The organism is Streptomyces caeruleatus (assembly GCF_001514235.1).
Lineage (GTDB): Bacteria > Actinomycetota > Actinomycetes > Streptomycetales > Streptomycetaceae > Streptomyces > Streptomyces caeruleatus.
In genome coordinates this window covers 879,395-903,358 of sequence record NZ_KQ948924.1, presented here as the reverse complement: position 1 = coordinate 903,358, position 23,964 = coordinate 879,395, and the positions used below count along the sequence as shown (strand labels likewise).

The 23,964-nt window shown below is 72.6% G+C and carries 18 protein-coding genes, 1 pseudogene and 1 riboswitch; of the genes and pseudogenes, 4 read left to right on the top strand and 15 right to left on the bottom strand.

What is annotated here, in order from left to right; translation table 11 throughout:
- The first annotated feature begins 160 nt into the window (after positions 1-160).
- Entirely contained in the window at positions 161-2,635 is a 2,475-nt protein-coding gene (locus AQJ67_RS03955) for an ATP-binding SpoIIE family protein phosphatase (RefSeq protein WP_062716541.1), read from the top strand.
- A gap of 153 nt (positions 2,636-2,788) precedes the next feature.
- A pseudogene (locus AQJ67_RS03950) lies at positions 2,789-3,516 on the top strand (class I SAM-dependent methyltransferase).
- Between the two features lie 13 nt (positions 3,517-3,529).
- Here the strand turns inward: AQJ67_RS03950 and AQJ67_RS03945 are convergent.
- The 4 genes from AQJ67_RS03945 to AQJ67_RS03930 form a co-directional block, all read right to left on the bottom strand.
- On the bottom strand, positions 3,530-6,091 hold the full coding sequence (locus tag AQJ67_RS03945; RefSeq protein ID WP_062716540.1) for an immunoglobulin domain-containing protein: 2,562 nt from the start codon (positions 6,089-6,091) through the stop codon (positions 3,530-3,532).
- 22 nt (positions 6,092-6,113) lie between these two features.
- A complete protein-coding gene (locus AQJ67_RS03940; protein ID WP_062716539.1) occupies positions 6,114-6,653 on the bottom strand; it encodes a hypothetical protein in 540 nt (179 codons plus the stop codon).
- 164 nt (positions 6,654-6,817) lie between these two features.
- The gene (locus AQJ67_RS03935) at positions 6,818-7,813 is read right to left on the bottom strand and encodes an HtaA domain-containing protein (RefSeq protein ID WP_062716538.1); all 996 of its coding nucleotides are present in this window, start codon (positions 7,811-7,813) and stop codon (positions 6,818-6,820) included.
- A gap of 37 nt (positions 7,814-7,850) precedes the next feature.
- On the bottom strand, positions 7,851-8,627 hold the full coding sequence (locus AQJ67_RS03930; RefSeq protein WP_062716537.1) for a hypothetical protein: 777 nt from the start codon (positions 8,625-8,627) through the stop codon (positions 7,851-7,853).
- Positions 8,628-8,710: 83 nt separating this feature from the next.
- On the opposite strand from AQJ67_RS03930, the gene AQJ67_RS03925 reads away from it, so the two are divergent.
- The gene (locus tag AQJ67_RS03925) at positions 8,711-9,760 is read left to right on the top strand and encodes a heme/hemin ABC transporter substrate-binding protein (RefSeq protein WP_062716536.1); all 1,050 of its coding nucleotides are present in this window, start codon (positions 8,711-8,713) and stop codon (positions 9,758-9,760) included.
- A 125-nt stretch (positions 9,761-9,885) separates the two neighbouring features.
- Complete coding sequence (locus AQJ67_RS03920) at positions 9,886-11,679, top strand: FAD-binding dehydrogenase (RefSeq protein WP_062716535.1); 1,794 nt, start codon at positions 9,886-9,888, stop codon at positions 11,677-11,679.
- 10 nt (positions 11,680-11,689) lie between these two features.
- Here the strand turns inward: AQJ67_RS03920 and AQJ67_RS03915 are convergent, their stop codons facing one another.
- The 11 genes from AQJ67_RS03915 to AQJ67_RS03865 all read right to left on the bottom strand — a co-directional run bounded on the left by AQJ67_RS03915 (position 11,690) and on the right by AQJ67_RS03865 (position 23,905).
- Complete coding sequence (locus AQJ67_RS03915) at positions 11,690-12,106, bottom strand: universal stress protein (RefSeq protein WP_062716534.1); 417 nt, start codon at positions 12,104-12,106, stop codon at positions 11,690-11,692.
- 1 nt (position 12,107) lies between these two features.
- The gene (locus AQJ67_RS03910; protein WP_062716533.1) at positions 12,108-13,604 is read right to left on the bottom strand and encodes an APC family permease; all 1,497 of its coding nucleotides are present in this window, start codon (positions 13,602-13,604) and stop codon (positions 12,108-12,110) included.
- A 113-nt stretch (positions 13,605-13,717) separates the two neighbouring features.
- Complete coding sequence (locus AQJ67_RS03905) at positions 13,718-14,581, bottom strand: ATP-binding cassette domain-containing protein (protein WP_062716532.1); 864 nt, start codon at positions 14,579-14,581, stop codon at positions 13,718-13,720.
- Positions 14,578-15,327, bottom strand: a complete 750-nt coding sequence (cbiQ, locus tag AQJ67_RS03900) for a cobalt ECF transporter T component CbiQ (RefSeq protein WP_062716531.1) — start codon at positions 15,325-15,327, stop codon at positions 14,578-14,580. The genes AQJ67_RS03905 and cbiQ overlap by 4 nt, the downstream gene beginning before the upstream one ends.
- Before the next feature lie 6 nt (positions 15,328-15,333).
- Positions 15,334-15,708, bottom strand: coding sequence for an energy-coupling factor ABC transporter substrate-binding protein (locus AQJ67_RS03895; protein ID WP_062716530.1), 375 nt, complete (start codon positions 15,706-15,708; stop codon positions 15,334-15,336).
- On the bottom strand, positions 15,705-16,412 hold the full coding sequence (locus AQJ67_RS03890; protein WP_062716529.1) for an energy-coupling factor ABC transporter permease: 708 nt from the start codon (positions 16,410-16,412) through the stop codon (positions 15,705-15,707). The genes AQJ67_RS03895 and AQJ67_RS03890 overlap by 4 nt, the downstream gene beginning before the upstream one ends.
- 30 nt (positions 16,413-16,442) lie before the next feature.
- Positions 16,443-16,629, bottom strand: a riboswitch (cobalamin riboswitch).
- A 50-nt stretch (positions 16,630-16,679) separates the two neighbouring features.
- A complete protein-coding gene (locus AQJ67_RS03885; RefSeq protein ID WP_062716528.1) occupies positions 16,680-17,069 on the bottom strand; it encodes a RidA family protein in 390 nt (129 codons plus the stop codon).
- A 128-nt stretch (positions 17,070-17,197) separates the two neighbouring features.
- Positions 17,198-19,546 carry a transglutaminase TgpA family protein gene (locus tag AQJ67_RS03880; protein ID WP_159058708.1) on the bottom strand — a complete coding sequence of 783 codons (2,349 nt, stop codon included), beginning with the start codon at positions 19,544-19,546 and terminating at the stop codon, positions 17,198-17,200.
- Entirely contained in the window at positions 19,543-20,742 is a 1,200-nt protein-coding gene (locus AQJ67_RS03875; RefSeq protein ID WP_062716526.1) for a DUF58 domain-containing protein, read from the bottom strand. The genes AQJ67_RS03880 and AQJ67_RS03875 overlap by 4 nt, the downstream gene beginning before the upstream one ends.
- Complete coding sequence (locus tag AQJ67_RS03870) at positions 20,742-21,710, bottom strand: AAA family ATPase (protein WP_079055740.1); 969 nt, start codon at positions 21,708-21,710, stop codon at positions 20,742-20,744. The genes AQJ67_RS03875 and AQJ67_RS03870 overlap by 1 nt, the downstream gene beginning before the upstream one ends.
- The gene (locus AQJ67_RS03865; protein WP_159058707.1) at positions 21,707-23,905 is read right to left on the bottom strand and encodes a hypothetical protein; all 2,199 of its coding nucleotides are present in this window, start codon (positions 23,903-23,905) and stop codon (positions 21,707-21,709) included. Before AQJ67_RS03865 ends, AQJ67_RS03870 begins: the two co-directional genes overlap by 4 nt.
- Positions 23,906-23,964: the final 59 nt, after the last annotated feature.

The following is a 23,964-nucleotide window of genomic DNA, read 5'->3' as shown; positions in this document are numbered from 1 at the left end:
CCTGCGCGGATGCCGCGCGGACAGGCCCGTCGGCCGAGGCGCGAACCGACGTGAACCCGTCTCATCAATTCCCGTATTGCGGCACATCACCTCGACCGGGAGCCGTACGGTGGTGGGGGCGCGCAGATCTTGCGGAGCCTGGGGAGAGAGGGCCTTGGCCATGAACCGTGGCATCGAGACGGACGGCGCGGTGGCGGAACAAGCCGCGTCCGGACGCATCCCGCTGGCCGTGGTCGTGGTCGACCGCGAGGGCCTCGTCTCACACTGGAGCTCCGGCGCACGCCGTCTGTTCGGCGCCGCCAAGGAAGAGGCGATCGGCTACCCGGCCGTCGACCTGCTGCCTGTCTCCGGAGCCCTGCCCGAGGACGACGACGTCTCGCCGTACGGCGCCTACGCGGCCTACGACGGCCTCGGCCACGATCTCGAATCGTCCCTCGACGGGCGGCTGTACTACCCGGCGGCCGGCCGCGCCCGCCTCACCGTGCCCGAGCGAGAGCGTGTCGACGTGCTGTGGTGGGCCTACCCGCTGGTGGGGCCCGGACCGGAGCGGCTGCTCGTGCTCGGCGCCGACGTGGGGCGGCTCCAGGAGGACGCCCGGGAGCAGCGCGGGACGGACCGCCACAGGGACACCGGCTACGAGCGCGTCGCCCCGGGGTTCGCCCTGCACACCGACTTCCCCGGCGCCGACGAACTCGCCCGCGGGCTCCCCGAGATCCTGCCCAGCATGAGCGTCGACGAAAGCGCCCGCATCGTCGGGCAGATCCTCGAACTCGGCTATCCCGTCCTGGAGTTCAGCCAGAACGACCGCGTGCCCGTCACACCCGACTGGGGCGTGCCCCGGCGTGTGGAGCGCAGGGCACGCCGGGAGCGGGCTGCCAGAGCCGCCGCGCAGGGCCTTCCGTCGGCGCAGGACGACCCTGACGAAGCAGAGGACCTCGAATACGCGGCGGTACGCGAGCGGCTGGAGTTCCTCAACGAGGTCAGCGGCCGCATCGGCACCTCCCTCGATCTGTCGCGGACCATCGTCGAGGTCAGCAAGGCCGTCGTGCCCCGCTTCACCGACGTCGCCGGCACCTATCTGCGCGAACAGGTCGTCGCGGGTGAGGGGTTCCCCGAGGGCGTGCCGGACACGACCACCATGTGGCACCGGGTCGCCCTGGAGCACACCGACGAACCCGGTCGCTGGGACGACGTCGTGCCGGTCGGCGAGGCCATGCCCTTTCCGGCGCACACCCCGTTCTTCCAGTGCATGACCACCGGCGATCCCGTGCTCGTGCCACGCATCAGCGAGGGGATGGGCCATGCCATCGCCTCCCAGTTCGAAAAGCGTGACATCCGGCCGCTCATCACCGGCCGCTCCATGCTGGTCGTGCCCCTCAAAGCCCGTGACGTCGTCCTCGGCTTCATGATCCTTCTGCGCCACCCCGAACGGCCCGTCTTCAACGACATGGACCGTGTCACCGGCGCCGAACTCGCCGCCCGCGCGGGCCTCGTGCTCGACAACGCGCGCATGTACACCTACCAGGAGTCCGTCGCCGAGACCCTCCAGGACAGCATGCTGCCGCACATCCCGCCGCGCATGGCGGGCTGCGACATCGCCACCCGCTATCTGCCCGGCACCCTCCTCGGCCGCGTCGGCGGCGACTGGTTCGACTCCGTCAAACTCCCCGGCGCCCGCACCGCCCTCGTCGTCGGCGACGTCATGGGACACGGCCTGAACTCGGCAGCCATGATGGGCCAGTTGCGTACGGCCGTGCAGACCATGGCCGCCCTCGACCTGCCGCCCGCCCGGCTGCTGCGCAACCTCGACGACCTCGCCCAGCGCCTCGGCGACACCTACCTCGCGACCTGCCTCTACGCCGTCTACGACCCCATCGCGAGCGAACTCCACATCGCCAACGCCGGTCATATCCCGCCCGTCCTGGTCCGCGCCGACGGCGGCCACAGCGAGCTCCTCGACCTGCCCACGGGAGCGCCGATCGGCGTCGGCGGGGTGCCCTTCGAGGCGGTACGCGTGCGCGTGGAGCCCGGCGACCGGATCGTGATGTGCACCGACGGACTGGTCGAGGTGCGCGGCGAGGACATCGGTGTCGGCCTCGCGACCCTCTGCGAGTCCGCCGCCCACCCGGCCGCGTCCATGGACGACGCCTGCGACACCATCATCCGCGCCCTCGCTGTGACATTTTCAGAAGCGGGCCGCGGGGGCCGCAAGGACGACGTCGCCCTGCTCATGGCCCGGCTCAACGGCATCGCACCGCAGGACGTCGCCGAGTGGCGGCTCGCCCTCGACCCGGTGGAGGTCGGCCGGGCCCGCGCCGTCGTCCGGGAACAGCTGCACGACTGGGGCCTGGAGAGGCTCGCCGACAGCGCCGAGCTGATGGTCAGCGAGCTCGTCACCAACGCCCTGCGGCACTCCCACAGCCGCCCCGTCGAACTGCGCCTGGTCCGTGGCGACACGCTGCTGTGCGAGGTGGACGACGACGACCACGACCTGCCGACCCTCCTCAACGCCGGACCTGCCGACGAGTCCGGGCGCGGGCTGCGCGTCGTCAGCGTCCTCGCCCGTGAATGGGGCACGAGCCGTACGGCGACCGGCAAGGCCGTCTGGTTCGAACTCACGCTCCCGCGCCGCTGAGACAACAACCCCGAAGGGCGTACGACGGCGTAAGGAGTCTCGAAAGCGGAGTGAAGGTGTGTGCCGCGCGCTTGTGGCCGAAACCGGGCCGCGATAAACCGTACTCGCCCGTCACTTCACGACGGGTCGGCATCGCAACCTGGGGAGTCGGGCATGAGCGTGACGAGTCGATACCGGGAGGCCTGGGAGGGCTTCTGGCGTGAAGCCTCCGAGGAGCCGGGGGCGGTGTTCTGGGACGCGGAGCCGGCGCTGACCGCGGGCCGCCATCTGGCCCTCTTCGAGGCGCACCTGACCGATCCGGGACTGGCGATGGTGGACCTGGGCTGCGGCAACGGCACCCAGACCCGTTTCCTCGCCGGCCGCTTCCCCCGTCTGGTCGGCGCCGACCTGTCCGCCGCGGCCCTCGACCACGCCCGCCGCGCCGACCCCGCGGGACAGGCCACGTACCGGCTGTTCGACGCCGTGGAGAAGACCGAGGCCGAGACGCTGCACGCCGAACTCGGCGACGCCAACATCTATATGCGCGGCGTCCTGCACCAGGCCGAGCCCGACGACCGGCAGTCGATGGTGGACGGGCTCGCCACGCTGGTCGGAGAGCGCGGCCGGGCCTTCCTCGTCGAACTCTCCGAGTCCGCCAAACCCGTCCTCATGGGCCTCGCGCAGAGCCCGTCGGGTCCGCCGCCCAAGCTCGCCCCCATCTTCCGGCACGGCATCGCCCCGGGCGAGGTGGCCGACGAGTCGGTGCCCCAGTACCTGCGCGCCGCCGGCTCACCGTCCTCGCCAGCGGCGAACTGCCGCTGATCACCACGGAGTACGGGCCCGACGGCACACGCATCGAACTGCCGTCGAAGTGGGCGGTGGCGGGTCGGACCTCCAACTAGCCGCCCTTCACGGTCAGTTGATCCTGCGGCCCTTGCGGTACGCCGCCCAGCCCGCGGCGAGCAGCATGGCCGAGACGGCGGCCACGGAGAGCACCGTGACGCCGGTGGAGGCGAGGCTGCCGCCCGCGGTGGAGGTGCCGGTGCCGCCCGTGGAGGAAGCCGCACCGCTGTCGCCGGTGCCGCCGCCGGTCGTGCCCGTGCCGGAGCCGCCGTTGCCGGCCGTCCCGCCGGTGCCGCTGTCGTCGTCCGTGTCCACCAGGGCCTGCCCGACGAAGCTGACCGGGACCTTGAGGTCCTGGGAGCGGTCGCCGGAGAGGGTGTGGTCGTTGCGGGTGGCCAGGACGCAGGTGGTCTTGAAGCAGTCCGTGTAGTCGTCCTTGGCGTCCACGGTCAGTTCGACCTCGAAGGTGCCGCCCGTGCCGTACGGAATCGCCAACTCCTCGCCGTAGTCGGGCGGGTTGGAGGAGATCCACGCCGAGGAGTGGGAGCCGCCGGTCATGTCGACGCCGCCGATGCAGGGCGTGGGCAGTTCGCCGTCGCCGTTGTCGACGCACAGGGCGACGTAGATGCCCTTCTCGGTGTCGTAGCCGGAGCCGGTGACCTTCAGGGTCTGGTTCTCGGTGGCGAGGTGGTTGACCGGGGTGACGGTGAGTTTCTGGCCGTCGGGGCCGGTGACGGTCTTGCTGCCGGACGGCTCGGCGTCCTGGCCGTCGTCGCCTCCGTCACCGTCGCCGCCGCTGTCGCCGCCGTCGTCGCCGTCCCCGGAGGCCGTGACCGTGAGGGTGATCGGAGAAGTGCGGGTCGTACCCGCCGAGTTGGCGAACTCCGCGCGGTAGCGGTAGCCGTCCTGCGCCGCCTTCACGGTGAAGGAGTACGCGTTCTGCGTGGCGCCCTCGACCGCGGTCCAGGTCTGGCCGTCGTCGGGGCTGACCTGCCAGCGCACGGTGGGCTCGGGCGAGCCCTGGGCGGCCGCGACGAAGGTGACCTTGTCGCCGGGCGCGGCGGACTGGTCGGTGGGGGACTGGACGATCTTCGGCGAGACCCGGCGGTCGAGCTTGACGATTTCGCTCTCGGCCTGGTTGGTGACGTAGACGGAGGTGGCGCCGGGGGCCACGGCGACGCCCGCGTAGGCGCCGGCGCGGTTGCCGGGCAGCGCGACGGGCTCGGCCGCCCGCTCGGCCGTGACGCTGTCGTAGACCTCCAGGGCGCCGACGTTGTCCGCGCCGTCGTCGGCGGTGCCCCAGTCCTCGCGCAGGACGAAGGCCTCGCCGGTGGCCCTGTCGAAGGCCATCGCCGTGGCCCGGTCCGCGCCGGTCAGCCTGGCCAGCTGCTTGCCGTCCCTGTCGAGGACGAGCACGTCGTACGAGCTGCCCACCCACACGTTGCCGGTGGCCGGGTCCGGCTCCACGAAGTAGACGGCCGACGCCGGGAGTTCGACGGTGGCGGTGACGGTGAGGGAGCCGGTGTCGACGCGGTACAGTCTGCCGCCCGCGGGGTCGGCCGACCAGGCGGTGGCGCGCGCGGTGTCGACGCCGAGAATGCCTCCGCCTTCCAGAGTGGCCGTCTTCCTGACCGTGCCCGTGGCGGTCTCGACCTCGGCGAGTGCGGCGCCCTGGGCGACCAGCGCGGTGGACGCGTCGGCGCCGGGGCCGACGCCGGTGACCGAACCGCCGCCCAGCCACACGCCCTTCGCGGCCGTGTCCCCGTCCTTCGCGGTGCCCAGCCCGCGCAGGGGGTAGTGGAAGGCGACGCCGTCACCGGAGAGCGGGGCGGCGATCCAGCGGACGACGCGGTTGGCGAGCGCGCCGCCCGCGCCGGGGGCCTGCTGGATGTGGCTGAGGAGCCTGCCGTCCTTCGGGTCGAGGGCGTAGAGGCCCTGCTCGGCGACGTCCGCGGTGTCGGGGATGTTGTCCGCACCGACGTACAGCTTCCCGGAGTCGGGGTGCAGCAGCAGGTCCAGCGGGCGGCCGGCGGTGGTGAACTCGGCGCCCTTCGCATAGCCGACCGTGCCCGGCGGCACGTCCACGCCGTCTCCGCCGTCGTCCCCGCCGCCGGGATCCTGGCCCTCGAAGGTGACGGGGATGCGGACGTCCTGGGAGCGGTCGCCGGGGTTGCGGTGGTCGACACGGGTGACGACCGAGCAGGTGACCTTGGTGCAGTCGAGGCTGTTGTCCTTGGCCTTGACGTCGATCCGGACGTCGAAGGTGCCGCCCCGCCCCCACTGCACGGCCAGGTCGCCCGCGTACTCGTCGCCCTCGGGGACGATCCACTGCGAGGAACTGCCCGTGCCGGTCTCGTCGGCGCCGCCGAGGCACGGGGTGGGGACGCGGTTGTCGCCGTTGTCCTTGCACAGGGCGACATAGACGGCCTTGGTCGCGTCGTAGCCGGAACCGGTGACGCGGAGCTCCTCGCCCGCCGGGTCGAGGTTCGCCGACGCCGAGACGGTGAGTTTCTGGCCGTCCTTGCCGAGGGCGGTCTTCGGGGTGTCGGAGGCCTGCGCGGCCGTGCCGAGGGCCACGGAGGCGGCCACGAGCGCGGCGGCGCCGAGGAGCGCCGCCGGTCGTCTGTGCTGCATGGGGTTTCCTCCCGTCACACCGTCACTGGAAGGTGATCGGGACGTGGACGTCGTACTTGCGGTCCTCGCTGTCGAAGTGGTCCGCGCGCGTCACGACGGCGCACTCGACGTCCTGGCCGCAGACGCTGCCGTCGTCGAGGGCGGCCTTGACGTAGATCTGCACGCTGAAGGTGCCGCCCGTGCCGAACCTGGAGCTGTTGGCGAACAGACCGCCGAAGGTGTTGTTGACCCAGTGCGAGGCACCGGTGGAGCCGTCCTCGTCCTGGCCGCCCAGACACGGGGTGGGCTTGTTCGCGCCCTGCGCCCCGTCGACCACGCACAGGCTGACGTAGATGCCCTGACCCGTGTTGTAGCCCGAGCCGGAGACGGTGATGACCTGGCCCGCGGCGGCGGCCGTGCCGGGCGAGGTGAGCGACAGGTTGTACGTCGTGCCGCCGTCGGTGACCGTGCGGGTCGAGGTGGCGGCGGAGGCCGAGGTGGCCAGGCCCAGGGTCAGGGCGGCGGAGGCGGCCACGGCGAGGGCGGTGCGGGCGGCGGTGCGGGCGGAGGGAACGGATCTCATGGTCGGCTGCGGACCTTTCCATCGGTGATTAGGTAAGGCAAACCTAAGTGTCGGGGGCGGGTATTTGTCAACGGATGGCAAAGGGGTTCAACTAGCTTGAGAGACCTGGGAGTTGGGCATGCCGAAGAGCGGGCCGTGTCGCCCGCTCTTCGGCCGTGCATGCGTTAGTCCGACGCCCGTACTTCGAAGTCCGCAACGGCCCCGCGTTGCCCGGTCACCGTGGAGAGTTCGACGGTGTGCGCCCCCTCGGCGGCGGTGTCGTACACCGGGAAGGTCCGGGAGATCCGTCCCGCTTCGTCGGCCGACGCCTGGTACCGGGTGTCGTCGTCGATCGCGACGAGTACGACCTCGCCGGGTGCGAACCCCGTGCCGTTGACGGTCTGTTCGCCGCCCGCGGTCAGCTTGCCGAGCGTCACGGTGGCTTCGGGTGCGGGCGTAGCTTTCGGGGTTCCGGCGTCCGGCGACGGTGTCGGTGCCTCGGTGGCGGGTTTCGCTGGGGCGGTGGGGCCGGGGGAGGGCGGGGTCTCGGTTCCGACCGTCACGTCGAACAGGCCGAGCGCGTCGCCGCGCGCGAAGGTCTCCCCGCTCCACCGCGTCAGCAGCTTCGCGCCCTCGTCCGTGAGTGACGCCCGCAGCCCGGTCCAGGTGACGTCGCCCGCCCGCACGACGGGGCCGTCGCCTTCCGTCGTGACGTCCGCCAGCGCCAACTCCCGTGCCCGGCCGTCGATGACCGTACGGGCGTGGAGCGTGCCGTCGTCGCCCTCCAGGCGCAGTCGCAGGCCGGCGAGCGTCAACGGCTGAACCGGGCCGGCGGCGGGGGCGAGACGGGCGGTGGGGGCGAGGCGGGCGGCGCCTCCCAGCTCGACGTCGACGGAGCCGGTTTCGGGGTCGGTGCTGCCGCCCGTGGCCGGGAACGAGGTCCGGTCACCGGATCCTCGTACGGCGGGTTCGGTGACGTTGATCGAGAGGTCGTGGCCGACCGCGGTGGCCCAGGTCGCGTGTCCGTCGGACACCGTGCGCTCGAACGCCTCCGCGTCCTGCGCGACCGCCGACGCCGCGGCCGGGCACAGCAGCGCGAGCAGGGCGGCGCCGGCCACGGTGGCAGCGCCGGCCACGGTGGCAGCGCCTGTCACGCTGGCGGCGCCGGGTCTCTTCGTCATCTGCGGGTCTCCTTCAGGAGTCTGGGGGCGGTGCGGGTCAGCCGGCGGCTGCCGCGCGGCGCCTGCGCGCCCACAGCCATGTCCCCGTGCCGGCCGCGACCAGGACCACCGCTGTCGCCCCGGCCGTCAGCGCGACGGAGCCGGTGCTCGCGAGCGGGCCGTCGGACGCCTGCTCGCCGGTGTCGGCCGCACCGCCACCGTTGGTCGCGCTCGCACCGGTCGTCGCGGTCGGCGTCGCCTCGGAGTCGTCGCCCGCGCCCGCTCCACTGTCCCCGCCGCCGAAGCTCACCGGGACCCGCACCGTCTGGCTCTGGTCGCCGCCCCGCGTGTGGTCGTTGCGGGTGATGACGGCGCATTTCACGCCGGACTTGGTGCAGTCGGTGTTCGTGTCCTTGGCGCGGACCTTGAGCCGCACGCTGAACGAGCCCTTGTGGCCGCTGCCTTCATACGGTTTCGCCAGACCCTTGCCGTACGAGGGCGGGTTGGCGGAGATCCAGGCGGACGCCCCGGACTCACCGGACATGTCGACCCCGCCCACGCAGGGGGTCGGGGTCTTCCCGGCGCCGTTGTCCACGCAGAAGGCGACGTAGATGCCCTTGGCGGTGTTGTAGCCGGAGCCGGTCACGGTCACCGTCTCGCCGTCCGTGGCCAGTCCCGAGGACTTGGAGACGGTGAGTTTCTGACCCTCGGGACCCGTCGCCGAGCCGCCCGTCGCCGAGGCTGGTGCGGCACCCGACAGCAGGAGGGCGCCGACGCCCGTGATCCCGAGGAACGGCACAACTCCCTTGCGGTGCAGGCCACTTGCCCACGCCATGGAACACCCCCACAAGTGAAAACTAAGGGAAGCCTAACCTAAACTACTGCTCATTGTGTGTCAGGAGAGAGGACAGGAAACCCATGCGCGTATCCCGCAGACCCGTGCGGATGTCCCGGCGGCCCCTCGCCGCCCTCGGGCTGGCGCTCGCGCTGCTCACCGGTGCCTGCGGCGGGGGAGGCAACGGCACCTCGGCGGCCGACGCGTCGCCCGCCTCCGCGAGCGCACGCGCCGCCGCGGCCGAGAAGCAGCTCGCGCGGAACACCCTCGTCCCGCTCGAAGGCGCGCCGCCCACCCCGAAGTTGCCGGTCACCGTCGACTCCTCCGACGGCGGGAAGGTGACGGTGAAGGACGCCTCGCGCATCCTGCCGCTCAACGGCGGGGTAGCGGAGATCGTGTTCACACTCGGACTCGGTGACCGGGTCGTCGGCCGGGACATCACCGCCACCTTCGCGGAGGCGAAGAAGCTTCCGCAGGTCACCAAGGCGCACGACGTGAGCGCGGAGAGCGTGCTCTCGCTGCGGCCCACCGTCGTGCTGGCCGACACCGACACCGGCCCCTCGGAGGCCGTCGACCAGATCCGCGACGCCGGCGTCCCCGTCGTCGTCCTCGACCCGGCCACCGCGCTCGCCGACGTCACCACGCGCACCACTCGCGTCGCCGAGGCCCTCGGTGTCCCCGCGGCCGGCGAGGCCCTGAACCGGCGCATGAGCGACGAACTCGCCGCCGCCCGCGCCGCCGTGCCCGAGGGCAGCAGGCCCAAGGTCGCCTTCCTGTACATGCGCGGCAGCGCGGCCGTCTATCTGATCGGCGGCAAGGGCTCGGGCGCCGACTCGCTCATCGAGGCCGCAGGTGCCGTGGACGCGGGCGAGGAGGCCGGCCTGGACAAGCCGTTCACGCCGATCACCAGCGAGGCCCTGGTGCGGGCCCGGCCGGACGTGATCCTGATGATGACCAAGGGGCTGGAGTCGGTCGGCGGTGTCGACGGCCTCGTGAAGATCCCCGGGATCGGCGAGACCCCGGCCGGGATGGACCGTCGGGTGGTCGACATGGAGGACGGGGTGCTGCTCGGGTACGGGCCGCGTACGCCACTGGTGATCGACATCCTGGTGAACCGCCTCCACCAAGCATGAGAAAGTTCACGGTTGCAGCATCTGGTGGCTCCTCAGTTCTCTGGGCTACCGTCGGTAACCCCCGCTTCAGCAGCGGCATCTCGTGCGTCTCCCGCCCCTTGCGCACCTCCGACGGAAGGCAGCCCATGGAGAACCCCTCAGGCCCCGGCGCGATCACCCGCCGCCGTGCCCTCACCGTCGCCGGCGGGGTCGTCGCCGGTGCCGCCCTCGCCCAGGCGACGTTCCCGGCCTTCGCGGCCTCGGCGGGCTCCTCGGACGCGGACGCCATCGTCGTCGGCCACGGCCTCGCCGGACTGGTGGCCACGGCCGAACTGGCGGCGGCGGGACGCAAGGTGCTGCTGCTGGACCAGGAACCGGAGGCGAGTCTCGGCGGGCAGGCGTTCTGGTCCTTCGGCGGGCTGTTCTTCGTCGACTCCGACGAGCAGCGCCTGATGGGCGTCAAGGACTCCCGGGAACTCGCCTGGCAGGACTGGCTGGGCACGGCCGGCTTCGACCGGGGGACCGACGATCCGAAGGGGCAGGACCACTGGGCCTACAAGTGGGCCGAGGCGTATGTCGACTTCGCCTCCGAGGAGAAGCGGGCCTGGCTGGCCGGGCTCGGCATGCAGTGGTTCCCGATCGTCGGCTGGGCCGAACGCGGCGGCGGACTCGCGGACGGGCACGGCAACTCGGTGCCCCGGTTCCATGTCACCTGGGGCACCGGTCCCGCCGTGGTCGAGCCGTTCGAGAAGAAGGTCCGGGCAGCCGTGGCCGACAAGCTGGTCACCTTCAGATTCCGGCACCGGGTGGACGAGCTGATCGTCACGGGCGGCGCCGTCACCGGCGTACGCGGCGCCGTCCTGGAGCCCAGCGGCGCCGCGCGCGGCAAGCCCAGCTCCCGTACGGTCGTCGGCGAGTTCGAGCTCAGCGCGCCCGTCGTGATCGTCACCTCCGGCGGCATCGGCGCCAACCACGACCTGGTGCGACGGAACTGGCCCGCCCGGCTCGGCACCCCGCCCAAGTCCATGGTCACCGGCGTGCCCGCGCACGTGGACGGACGCATGCTGGCGATCACCGAGAAGGCGGGCGGACGGATCGTCAACCCCGACCGGATGTGGCACTACACCGAGGGCCTGAAGAACTACGACCCGATCTGGCCCGGCCACGGCATCCGCATCCTGCCCGGCCCGTCCTCGATGTGGTTCGACGCCACCGGCAAGCGCTTCTCCAGCCCCGACATCCCGGGCTACGACACCCTGCACACCCTGAAGTCGATCACCGACAGCGGGCACGAGTACTCCTGGTTCGTCACCACCCAGAAGATCATCGCCAAGGAGTTCGCGCTGTCCGGCTCCGAGCAGAACCCGGACCTCACCGAGAAGAACGTCTGGAAGCTGCTGTCCCGCATCTGGCAGACCCCGGAGCCGATCGAACGGTTCAAGGAGAAGGGCGAGGACTTCGTCGTCGCGAAGACCCTGCCCGAACTCGTCGCCGGCATGAACAAACTGACGGGCGACAACCTCATCGACCTCGCCGGCCTCACACGGCAGATCGAGGCCCGCGACCGCGAGATCGACAACCCCTACACCAAGGACGCCCAGGTCATGGGCATCCGCAACGCGCTCGCCTACCCGGGCGACACGCTCAGCCGTACCGCGGGGATCCACAAGATCCTGGACCCGAGCGCGGGCCCCCTGATCGCCGTGCGCCTCAACATCCTCACCCGCAAGACCCTCGGCGGCCTCCAGACCGACCTCTCCGGCCGCGTCCTGGACGCCTCCGGCACGCCCATCTCCGGGCTGTACGCCGCCGGAGAGGTCGCCGGATTCGGCGGAGGCGGCGTCCACGGCTACCGCTCGCTGGAGGGCACCTTCCTCGGCGGCTGCCTCTTCTCCGGCCGCACGGCGGGACGGGCCGCGGCCGCCGCCACCGCCACCTGAGAGCGGGGCCTCACGGTTCGGTCGGCACGCACAGCACCGGCGTGCGCGCCAGATGCAGCAGTTTGTGGGGTGTGGAGCCCAGCAGAGCCCCGCGCAACGGGCTCTCACCCCAGCTGCCGACCACGATGCATCTCGCCGAGTGGCGCATCGCCGCCTCGATCAGGGCCTGAGCGGGTTTCTGGTCGATCACCTCGACCCGGGTCCGCACACCGGCCTCGTCGGCCACCGCGACGGCGTGCGAGAGCGTCGCGCGCCCCGCCTCCCGGACGGCGTCGCGGTGGGCGGCGTACTCCTCGCCGAGGGATCCGGGCGCCGCGGCGCCGTAGACCAGCACGAGCAATTCGTCGAACGCGGCCGACACCTCGATCGCCACGTGCAGGGCGCGGACCGCGCCCGGGGACTCGTCGTAGCCGAGAACGACCGTCATCTCAGGGCTCCTTGTGGCCGGGTACGAGGGCGGGGTCGGCCACCTCCGGGCGCTCCGCCCAGAAGGCCGGTGCCGTCAGGCGCCACACGAGCATGAGGACCACGCCCGCGAGGGTGATGCCGATGCCGATGACCAGGGGCGGACCGAGTCCGAACCAGGAGACGCCGCTGTAGGAGTTCGCGGGGTCCGACATGTCGCCGATCGACTCGACCAGCAGCCAGACCAGCAGCCCGGCGCCGACCAGCGGACCGAGGCCGATGAGCGCGAAGTTGCGCACGCTCTCGGTGAGATGGCGGCGGTAGTACACCGCGCAGGCCACGCCCGTGAGCGCGTAGTAGAACGCGATCAGCAACGACAGCGCCGTCAGCGAGTCGAACAGGGCGTTCTCGCTGATCTGGCGGACCACGAGGTACCAGGCGATGGCGATGGCCGCGACCCACCAGGTGCTCACGTCGGGGGTGCGGAACCGGGCGTGGATGTGCCCGAAGTGCGCCGGCAGCGCGTGTCTGCGCGCCATGGACAGCGCGGTGCGCGAGGCGGGGATGATCGTCGTCTGCGTCGAGGCGAGGCCGGAGGTCGAGACCGCCAGCAGGACGACCCAGTCCCAGGCGCCCATGGCCTCGTCGGCGAGCAGCGCGAAGATGAACTCCTCCTCCTCGGCGTTCTCGGCCAGGTACGCCGGCCCCGCGTAGGCCACGACCGCGTAGGCGACCGACACGTACGTCACCAGCAGGATGACCGTCGACCACACGGCTGCCTTGCCGGGAGCCGTGGCGGAGTTCTCGACCTCCTCGGTGAGGTTCACCGCCGACTCCCAGCCCCAGTAGATGAACACGCCCAGCAGCAGACCCGCCGTCAGTTCGGCGCCGCCGGCCCCGAAGGGATCCAGCCAGCCGAACGCCGGATCGACGGAGTCGAGCGAACCGGTGTCGGCGTAGACCCGGTAGATCGCCACCACGGCGAACGCGAGCAGACAGGCGACCTGCGCGAGGATCAGGATGTTCTGCACCTTGGCCGACACCTCGGTGCCGATGACGCACACGGCCGTCATCACCAGGATGAGCAGCACCGTCAGCGTCTCGCGCACGAACTCGTTGTCGACCCAGCTGTCGAGGCCGAACGCGAGCAGCGCGAACGTCACCGCGACGTCCGCGAGCGAGCCGACCACCAGGACCCCGGTCATCGTGATGGCCCAGCCGCCGAGCCAGCCGGCCCACGGGCCTATCGCCCGGGTGACCCAGGAGAACGTCGTCCCGCAGTCCTGGTCGACCCGGTTGAGGTAGTAGAACGCCGACGCGATCAGCAGCATCGGGACGAACGAGGCGAGCATGACGCCCGGGGCGTAGACACCGACGAGCGCCACCACCGGGCCGATCGCCGCGGCCAGCGAGTACGCCGGCGAGGTGGCGTTGAGCCCGATGACGAGGGCGTCGACGAACCCGATCGCGTCGGCCTTCAGCCCTTCGGGCGGGCGGGTTGCCTCGGTGGCCTCGGCCATGCTGCCTCACTTCGGTCGTACGTGACCTCATGAAACAGGCAACCGTGGGGCCCGCCCCGCCTTTGGTGTGCGCTCGCGGGATGTATCACCCGTGTGCCCAACGCGCGGACAGCTCAGCCTTCGGCCGGGCTCGGTGCCGCCGCCAGGGCCGCCAGGGCCGCCAGCGCCTCCGCGTCGCGCGGGCCGGGCGACGCGCCGTCCAGCAGACCCTGCGCGCGCAGGAACTGGGCCGCCGCGACACCCCAGGGCAGCCGCAGCCCGGCCTGCTGGAGGAGATCCGTGCGGGCCAGCATGGTGGGCGCCGGTCCGGTGCGTACCCCGGACGGAGTCAGCAGCGCCGCGTCGTCCGCCCAGCGCAGGGCCAGGTCGACGTCGTGCGTGGCCATCACCACCGTGGTGCCGCTCGCGCGGAGCCCGTCGAGGGTGGCGAGCAGACGCTCCTGGCCGTCGGGGTCGAGCCCGGCGGTCGGTTCGTCGAGGATCAGCACCCGGGGCCGCATCGCGACGGCGCCCGCGATGGCCGTGCGCTTGCGCTGCCCGTACGACAGCAGATGCGTGGGCCGGTCGGCCAGCGCGGTGATGTCCAGGGCGGTGAGCGCCTCGTCGACCCGCGCGCGTACCTCCGCGTCGGGCAGGCCCAGGTTCAGCGGGCCGAAGGAGACGTCCTGGGCGACGGACGCGGCGAACAGCTGGTCGTCGGGGTCCTGCACCACCAGCTGTACGGTCGTCCGCAGCCCGGTCAGGCCCTTGCGGTCGTACGTGACCGGCGTACCCTCCACGGTCAACCGGCCGTCGTGCGGGCGCAGTCCACCGCTGAGCAGCCGCATCAGCGTGGTCTTGCCACTGCCGTTGCGGCCGAGCAGCGCGAGCGCGCGCCCCTCGCGGACGTCGAAGTCGAGGCCGCTGAGGACGACGGGGCCGTCCTCGTAGGCGTAGGACGCGCCCCGCAGGGCGACCAGGGCGGTGGGCTCGCTCATGGCAGGGCCCTTTCCAGTACGAGGGTGAGGGCGGCCAGCGCTGCGAGGAGCCCGCAACTCGCGGCCGTGAAGCGGACGGAGACCCGGGCCTCGGGCACCAGGACCCGCAGCGTGCCGTCGTAGCCGCGCCCGGCGAGCCCGGCCTGGAGCCGGGTGGCCCGGTCGAAGGCCCGCACGAAGGCGGTGGCCCCGAGCCCGGCCAGGGACCGCCACTCCGCGGCCCGGCTGGTGTGCCCGAGCCGAGCGGCCTGGGCCTGACGGATACGCCGCACGGAGTCGAGAAGCAGGAAGCTCATCCGGTACGTCACCAGAGCAACGTCCACGACGGGCGCGGGGACCCCGGCCTTCACCAGGCGGGGCAGCAGATCGGACATCGGCGTGGTGAAGGCGAACAGCAGCACACCCAGCGAGGCGGCCGAGGTGCGCAGCAGCAACTCCCCGGCGCGCAGCGGGCCCTCGTCGGCGAGGGACACGAAGCCGTCCGGCCCGCCGACCTGGACGAGCAGGGTGAGCGCGCCGGTCACACAGAAGCCGAGCGGCACACGGTAAGCCCGCCACAGCCGGCGCGCGGGCACGCCCGCCGGACCCAGCAGTACGGCGAGGGAGGTGACCAGGACCAGCGCGGCGCCCGGCCAGGGCGGCAGCGAGATCGCCAGCACGGTGAGGCCGAGCCCGAGCACGGCCTTGTCCACGGGGTGACGGCGGCGCCAGCGACTGCTGTGCGCCGCCGCGTCGATCGGCAGCATGAGAGGTCAGGACCTCTCGGCCGTGGACTCCTCGGCGGTCGCGCCGACCGCGCTCTCCGCGCCGCCGACCCGCTCCAGCGCCCGCTCCTCGCCTTGCCGCCGTCCCCGGCGCAGACCGAAGTAGTAGGCGAGGACCCCGGCGCCGAGGGCTGCCTGGAGGGCGAAGAGCGCCGACTCGATATCACCGGACGGCGGTTCGTACAGCGGCGAGAACCACGGCTCGTAGTCCGGCTCGATCTCGGTGATCGCGGTCTCCGCCTCGGCGTCGGCGCCCGTGAACGGCTCCTCCTTGTGGTCGCCGAGGCCGAGCGCCAGCGGCAGCACGGCGAGGGCGGCCACGACGACCAGCAGCAGAATGTTGATCTTCGTGTTCCTGCTCATCGGGCCACCGCCTCGGTCTCGGTCTCGGTCCGGGACTGCTTCTTGGCCAGGAGCACACCCAGCCGGGTCAGTTCGCCCTTGCTGGACTGCACCAGCAGCCGCATCACGAGCACCGTGAGCAGTCCCTCGCTCACCGCGAGGGGGATCTGGGTGACGGCGAAGATGGAGCCGAACTTGCCGAGCGCGCCCAGGAACCCGCTGCTCGGGTCGGGGAAGGCGAGGGCCAACTGGACGCTGGTCACGCAGTACGTGGACAGGTCGGCGAGGAAGGCGCCGAAGAACACGGCGACCATGAGCGGCACGTCGAAGCGCCGCAGCAGCTTGTAGATCGCGTACCCGGCCCAGGGGCCGACGATCGCCATCGAGAAGACGTTGGCGCCGAGCGTGGTCAGACCGCCGTGCGCGAGCAGCAGCGCCTGGAAGAGCAGGGTGATGGTGCCCAGCACCACCATGATCGGCGGCCGGAACAGGATGGCGCCCAGACCGGTGCCCGTGGGGTGCGAGCAACTGCCGGTCACCGAGGGCAGCTTCAGCGCGGACAGGACGAACGTGAAGGCTCCGGAGGCGCCGAGGAGCAGCGTGCTCTCCGGGTGCTCCTTGACCTCACGGGTGAGTGAACGGACGCCGTGGACGACGAAGGGCGCGGACGCGACGCCCCAGGCGACCGCGTGCGCCGGAGGCAGGAAACCCTCGGCTATGTGCATGGCTCAGCAGACCCTCTCCAGCACCTCGTGGATGGTTGACGCGCCCTGGTCGGTCTCCTGGCTTACGGGTACCACCGCCCGTGCTCCGCCTTCCCGGGTCCCGAAGGACCCAGTGGCTGCCCTTGGGGGGCTGGAGCCGGACTTCCCGATTCACAGTGGCGAGGGCCGCACCGGCATCACACCGGGTTTCCCGTTCACCAAGGCGTGGTGACAGTAGTGCCCGGACAGGGTGGCTGACAAGCGCGCCCAGGGGGCGTGAAAGGGGCGCTACGCGAGGGGCCGACGCGCGTACACCTCGATCTCGATCTTCATACGAGGGTCGGCGAGACCGCACATGAGCATTGTCGCGGCCGGCCGGACCTCACCGAAGCAGCGGCGCAGAACCGGCCAGCAGGGCTCGAAGTCCGCCCGGTCCGGCAGCAGATACCGCACCCGCACCACGTCCGCGAAAGTGCACCCCGCCTCGGCCAGCGCGGCCCCGATATTGCGCAGGCACTGCTCCGCCTGTTCCACCACGTCGTCGGAGATCGTCATCGTCGTGTAGTCGAACCCGGTCGTCCCGGACACATGCACCCAGTCGCCGTCGACCACGGCACGGGCATAGCCGATCTGCTCCTCGAAGATCGAGCCGCTGAGGATCGCACGTCGCTCTGTCATGCGCCGCACGCTAGGTGACCAGCGCGGATACGTCTAATACGGCAGAAGGCATGACCTGATGTCCCTGGGCGTATGGATCTCTCCAGGCGTACGCCAGGAGCGGCCGGACCGGCTCCAGCCGAAGCCGGTCACCGTACGGGAGGCCGGGCGCCGCGCCGTCGGCGAGGGGCGGCGGAACGCAGGAGCCGGAGCAGACGGGTGCGGTGCGGGACGCGGGCCCGGACGGTCTTTTCGAGCGCGTCGCAGTCCGCCCACGCGGCGTCTGCGGCCGCGCTGTCGGGTCTGCGGCCCGCGTACTCGACCTCGTTGACCAGGGTCGCCAGGTCCGGCAGGCGCCGGCCCACGGTCCCGCCCACATGCCGCGCGCCGAACGCGGCGATCTCCTGCGCCGTGTGCGCTCCCGTCGCGGGAAGGCCGATCTCCGTGAGGCGGTCCTCGATCTGCCGCCAGGCCCCGAGGACCCGGTGCCGCGCGTCCGGGCCGTTGCGCCGTCCGCTGCGCCTGCTGTACGGCAGCCACAGCGCGTACAGCGCATAGGCCGTGGCGAGCAGGAGCAGCGCGAGCGGGACGGTCAGCCACAGCGGCGGCATACCGGTACCGGACGCACCCCCGGTGGCGGGGGCCGCCTCGGCGGGCGTGCGCGGAGGCGTCGACGGCGGCGTCGGCTTGGTGCTCTCCCGGTCCGCCCGCTGACGTTCCTCCGGCTCCGCCGCCGACGCGGCACCGGGGCCGCCCTGCGCGGCCTCGCCGGGCGTCGGGTGGAACGGCACCCAGCCGACCCCGGCGAACCGCACCTCCGGCCAGGCCAGCACGTCCCGTCCCCGTACCTGCCAGGTGCCGGAACCGGTCCGCGTGCCCGGGCGGAAGCCCACGGCCACCCGGGTGGGCAGGCCCAGGGTGCGGGCCAGGACCGCGAACGAGGCGGCGAACTGCTCGGATGTGCCGCGCCCGCCGTCCGCCAGGAAGAACTCCAGGCTCCGGTAGGTGTGGCCGGGCAGCGCCCCCGGGTCGAGCCGGTAGGTCGCGCGCAGCCAGTCGGCCAGGCGTACGGCCCGCTGGTAGGGCTGGGTGGTGCCCCGGGTGACCCGTGCGGCGACGGTCCTGAAGGACCGTACGGAGGGGATCGGTTGCCCTGCCGCGTCGACGGCCGGAAGAGCCACCCTGGCCGGGTCGTGGGCGGCGGCCGCGTACCGCAGCCGGTCGGCGTCGTACTCGGGGAGCCGGGAGGTCGCGGTGTAGGTGAAGCCGCTCGGGACGGCCGTGCCCGTGGAGAGCATCCCGCTGTCCTGGTCGACGGACAGGGCGGTGCCCTCGGGCGTGGTCACGGACGAGGGCCGGTCGGCGGCGGGCAGCCAGATGCCGGGCAACGACTGCACGGTGAACCGCTGTTGGAGTGTCTTGGTGCGCCCTGCCGCGTCCCGGTCGGTGCCCTGCTCCTCCGGCACCCGGCCACCGGTAGGGGTCAGCCCGGCGCTGCTGGTCCACGTCGTCCCGTCGTACCGGTCGAGGACCGCCAGCCGGTAGTTCCCGGGGGCCGCGCCCGAGGTCCGTACGGTGAAGACCTTCTCGTCGCCGTTGCGCAGCCAGGCCGCGACCTGGTCCAACGGGCTGACGGACAGCGGCCGTTCGGTCGGCGGTGTGGCCGTCTCCCGGAGGTCGTACGGGGAGCCGAGACCGGGAAGGTGCGGGCCCAGCAGCGTCGCGACGCCGCCGAGCGCGGCCGCCGCCGGCAGCCGGAGCGCCATGGCCCGCAGCGGAAGCCGGACCCGTGAACGCACCAGCACCAGCAGCGCGGCGGCCCCGGCCAGCGCGCCCGCCGCCGGGTACGACGAGCCCGGGCCGTCCGCGCCGAGCACCAGCGGGAAGCCGAAGGCGAGGACCGCGGGGAGGGCCGGGAGCAGCGGGGCACGGGTCCGCAGGGCGAGTTCCGCGGCGACCGCGGTGGCCGCCCAGACGACGGCGTGCGGCAGCACCAGCAACTCCGGCTCGCCGGGTGCGGGCAGAATGGTGGTGAGCAGCGCGTGCGGGGCGTCGAGCAGCGCGGACCACGCGGCGCGCAGCGCGGCCGCGCCGGGCAGACCGTCGCTCACCTCGTGGAAGAGCGTCGCGCTGACGACGACGGCCCAGGCGACGACGGTCAGCAGCGCGGACGGCCACAGCGGCAGGGTGGGGCGGCCCGCGCGTCCCTCGCGGGTGGGGCGACGGCGGAGCAGGCCTGACAGCACCGCCGAGAGCGCGATCGGGGCCAACACCGCCACCGCCAGCACCGCAAGCAGCTCGGACGGCGGGAAGACCCGGGCGAACCCGTACCCCGAGGCGCCGGACAGTGCGGCCACGGGCAGCAGTGACCACAGCCGTCGCGTCCGGTCCGTCTCCACCGTCTCCTCCGGCGCCTTCGGCTCCCCGGCGACACCGCCGGTCCGTGCGGGTACCTCGCTCCGGAGCGAGGGGACGGCCACCGGGGTCGTAGTGCTCATCGCACGGCCTCCCGGCGCCATCCGGCGAGCAGTTCGTCCAGCGAGGCGACGCGCAACTGCGGTACGTCGGAGCCGGAGCCGGAGCCGGAGCCGGAGCCGGAGCCAGTCCCGGACCCGGATCTGTCGCGGGTGCTCTGCGCGTCGGCGCCGGCACGCACCACCGTCACCCGGTCGAAGCGGCCCCGCACCCCGTCGACGGCGCCGAGCCCCCGGGTGTCGCCCGTGCCGGTGACGACGACCAGCGTCCCGTCGTTCCCTCGGCCGCCGCCCAGGCGGCCTTCGAACGCGGCGGCCAGGGACGTCAGATCCGAGCGGCGCACCACGGCCAGCGCGTCCAGCAGCGCCTCGCCGTCGTCGCCCGAGCCGTCGGTGTGCAGCAGCGCCCCCGCCTCGCCGACCAGGTGCACGGGGAAGTGGGAGCGGGCGGCCGCGTACGCGACGGAGGCCGCACAGTCCACGGCCAGCTCGAAGTCGTCCTCCGACGTATAGGCGCGACGGCGGCCGTCGAGCACGAGCGTGGTGTGCGGGAGCGAGACGTCGACCATCTGGCGGACCATCAGCGTGCCGGTGCGGGCCGTCGACCGCCAGTGGACGCGGCGCAGGTCGTCGCCGAGCACGTACTCGCGCAGCGCGTGGAAGGTCAGCGAGCCGTCGTCGGCGGCGTCGGAGGCCGGCCCCTCCACGTGGTGCGCCTGCCCCGACGGCAGCACGGGCAGCGGGCAGATCCGGGGCCGTACGAGCAGCGTGTCCTCGGCACCGTACGGGCGCATACGGCGGGCGAGTCCGAGCGGGTCGGTGCGTTCCAGCCGCAGCGGCCCTACCGGGACGCGGCCGCGTCGGGCGGTGGGCAGCGCGTACCGCAGCTCGTGAGCCGCGCCCGGTCCCAGTGGCGGCACGTCGACGGGGATGTCCCGGTCACCGCACCGGTCGACGGCACGCAGGCCCCGTCGGGTGCGGGCCCCGGTGTTGACGAGGGTGACGACGCCCTCGGCGGGATCGCCCCGGCTCACCCGGCCCGGCGCGATCCGCCGCTCCGCGCCCAGCCGGGGCGCGGGCAGCGCCCACAGGACGGCGACCGCGACCGAAAGCAGACACGTCACGCCGAGAACCGCGAGCTCGCCGTACCCGAAGCCGTAGCCGACGCCGGTCAGTACGGCACCCGCGGCCAGCGTCCCCCACCCGGTGCCCGACAGCATCAGAGGCGTGCCCCGCTGTTCAACTCCACCGTGGCCAGCACCTCTTCGATCACGTCCGCGCCGCTGCGGCCGCTCAGCTCGGCCTCCGGCGTGAGGATAAGCCGGTGCGCGAGGACGGGACCGGCCAGCGCCTTCACGTCCTCCGGGAAGGCGTACGGCCGGGACTGCGAGGCCGCCCGCACCCGCACCGCGCGCAGCAGGGCGACGGAGCCGCGCGGTGAGGCACCGAGGCGTACGTCGGGAACGGCACGGGTCGCCGCCACCACCCGCACGATGTAGTCGTACAGCGCGTCGGCCACCTGCACCTCGGCGGCGGCCAGCGCTATGAGTTCGGCGATCTCCTGTGCGGTGGCCACCGGGGCCAGCGACTCGGGGTCGGCGCCGGTTTCCTTGAGCACCGAGACCTCGGAGGTGTGGTCGGGGTAGCCGACGGTGATCCGCATCAGGAAGCGGTCGAGCTGGGCTTCCGGCAGCGGGTAAGTGCCGCCCATGTCCACCGAGTTCTGGGTCGCGAGCACCATGAACGGGCGCGGCACCGGGTGCGTGGTGCCGTCCGCGGTGACGCGGCGCTCCTCCATCACCTCCAGCAGCGCCGACTGTGTCTTGGGCGAGGCGCGGTTGATCTCGTCACCGAGCACGATGTTGGCGAAGACCGGGCCCGGGAGGAACTCGAACACACCGGTGTTCTGCCGGTAGACGGTCACGCCGGTGATGTCGGAGGGCAACAGGTCCGGCGTGAACTGCACCCGTGCGAACTCGGCCTCGATGGAGGCGGCCAGACAGCGGGCGAGGGTGGTCTTGCCGGTGCCGGGGACGTCCTCGACGAGCAGGTGCCCTTCGGCGAACAGGCAGGTCAGAGCCAGCTCGATGGTGTCGCGCTTGCCTTTGACGACCCGTTCGACGTTGTCGGCGAGGGCGTGGAAGCACTTGGCCAGGCGGGCGGTGCCGTCGGTGGGGGGAGGGGTCATTCACATTCCCAGACGTCGGGGTTGGAGCGGGTCTCCACAAAGAGGTCAGTGACGTACCCGGTGATGTTCTTGTCGATGAGCGGGTCATAGTAGGTGAGGCGGGCCCAGACATCGGTTGTTTTCCCGCCGATCGTGATTTCCTCGCCCCTCATGTTGCAGTGGACCGTGACCTCGGGGTTCTCCCCGGGGGGAATGCTCCCCGCGCGACCACCCTCCGTGCTGTGGGGCTTGGTACGGATCCCGAGATCGCGCCCGTTGGGCTTGTTGTTCACGATGTTCATCTGCTGAGCGGTCGGGGTCAGGTCGATCCACCCCGATGCCGCCGGGCCCGACCCGGCTGCGTTCCTCGCCATCACCGCCACCCCGCGGACGATTCCATTGCGCAGGCCGCTGTAGGCGTGACTGTGCTCGGTGGTCTCCGCCGTCCCGCCAGGCCCGTTGATCGTGTACGTCACCGAGCCGGCGTCCTGAGGCGCCCGCCAGGTCACCGTGCCGCCGTGGCCGCCCTGGTCGGGAGTGAAGGTGACGTTCCGCGGCGCCCCCGGCGCCACACACGGCCGCGCGAGCGCCGACCGTGCCGACTCCTTGTCCGGCCTGCCCCCGCCGTACTCCGCGACCACCGTGAAGCTGTACTGCTTCTCGCACGACCCGCCCCGCACCTCGAAGACGAACGGACCGTCGGGTCCGACCTCGTCCGGGGTGACGGTCTGGTCCGGGCCGGCGCCCTTGAGGACGTAGCGCTGCGGCGTCGCGCCCAGCGCCTCGGCGAAGGTGATGCGGATGGCGCCCGACCGCGACTCCGCCTGCGGTGCTCCCGGCGCCCCGGGCTCGGGTGCCGGCGGTGTCGGCCCGGGTGGCCCGGACGCTCCTGCGGACGGGCCGCCGGAGGCGCCGACGGAGGGCGTGCCAGGTCCGGGAGCCGTCGCGCCCGGGACGGCCGCACCCGGCGGAACCTGCTCGACCGGGGCGCCCGTCGGGACGCCGTCCTCGACCGGCTCGTCCCCGGGCTTGCGCGCCGACGGGGCCGCCGTCCCGTACTTGCCGATCCGCCTGACCTCGCCGTCGGAGTCGATCACCGCGGCGGCGGCGCCGTCCGGGTCGTTCACCCACAACAGCCCGTCCCGCACGAAGAGTTCGAGCTCGCCGGGCCCGTCGGTGATCGGTACCGGGTCGGCGAGCGCGGACGCCGCCGTGTCGTACACCAGCAGCCTGCCGGTGGTCTCGTCGGGCAAGTAGACACGTGTGCCGAGCAGTTGGGGCGCTCCCAGGACATGGCCTGCCGTCGGTACGCGGACGCGCACGGTGTGCCTGCTGTGGACGTCCACCACGACCAGATCGCCGGTACGGGCGGCCAGCACCGGCACCGCGGAGCCCTCGGTGCCCCCGGGCACCAGAACGTCCGCCGGATCCGCCCCGGCGACCGCGGCGCCGAGGTCGAAGGCGCCCCGAACGCCCGTGGCCGACAGCACCTTCGTCGCGGCGGCGGTCCCGTCGGTCACCACGGGACGGCCGCCGGCCACGGTCAGCGTCAGATCGTGGCCCGCGTCGGCCACCTTGACGGCCGCGCCCTTCAGGCCGTCGACGAACGGCACCACGGTGCCGGAGTCCGGCAGCGGCACCCACAGCGTGCCCTCCCCGTCCACCACGGCGGCGCCGGGCTTACCGCCCAGTTGTACGGGCCGGCTCTCGGCCGTCGTCAGCGCCGGGTCGATCCGCTGGACGGTGCCCCGCACGGGGTCGACGACATAGGCGTACGCACCGCCGGAGACGAGCTGAAGCCCCGCCGCACCGTAGTCCGTCGACTGGGCGGCGGTGAGCTGCGCGGCGTCGATCCGGACGACCCGGCCGGTCCGTTCGTCCAGCACCAGCGTGGTCCTGCCGTCCTGTGCGACCGAGACGGGGTGGCCCGCCATCCCGGCCGGCAGCGCGGCCCTGCCGTCCACCTCGCCGGTCAGCCCGTGCGCGTGGACGACCTCGCCCTTCGCGCTACTGGTCAGCCAGGCACCGACGTCCGCGAGCTTCGGCCGGGTGCCGGACGCGCCGGCTCCGACGACGAGCGAGGTGCCGATGAGCGTGCCGGCCGCGCAGACCGCCAGGTAGCCGGTGACATGGTTGCCCGTCGGGCGCAGTTTGGCGCGGGCGGCGGCGATCACCGCCGTGCCGCGCAAACCTGGCCTACTGGTCTTCCTCGGCATCCTTGCTCCCCCATGCCGATAGCCAACTCTGCGTGGTCGAAGGGTAGTTGACAGGACGC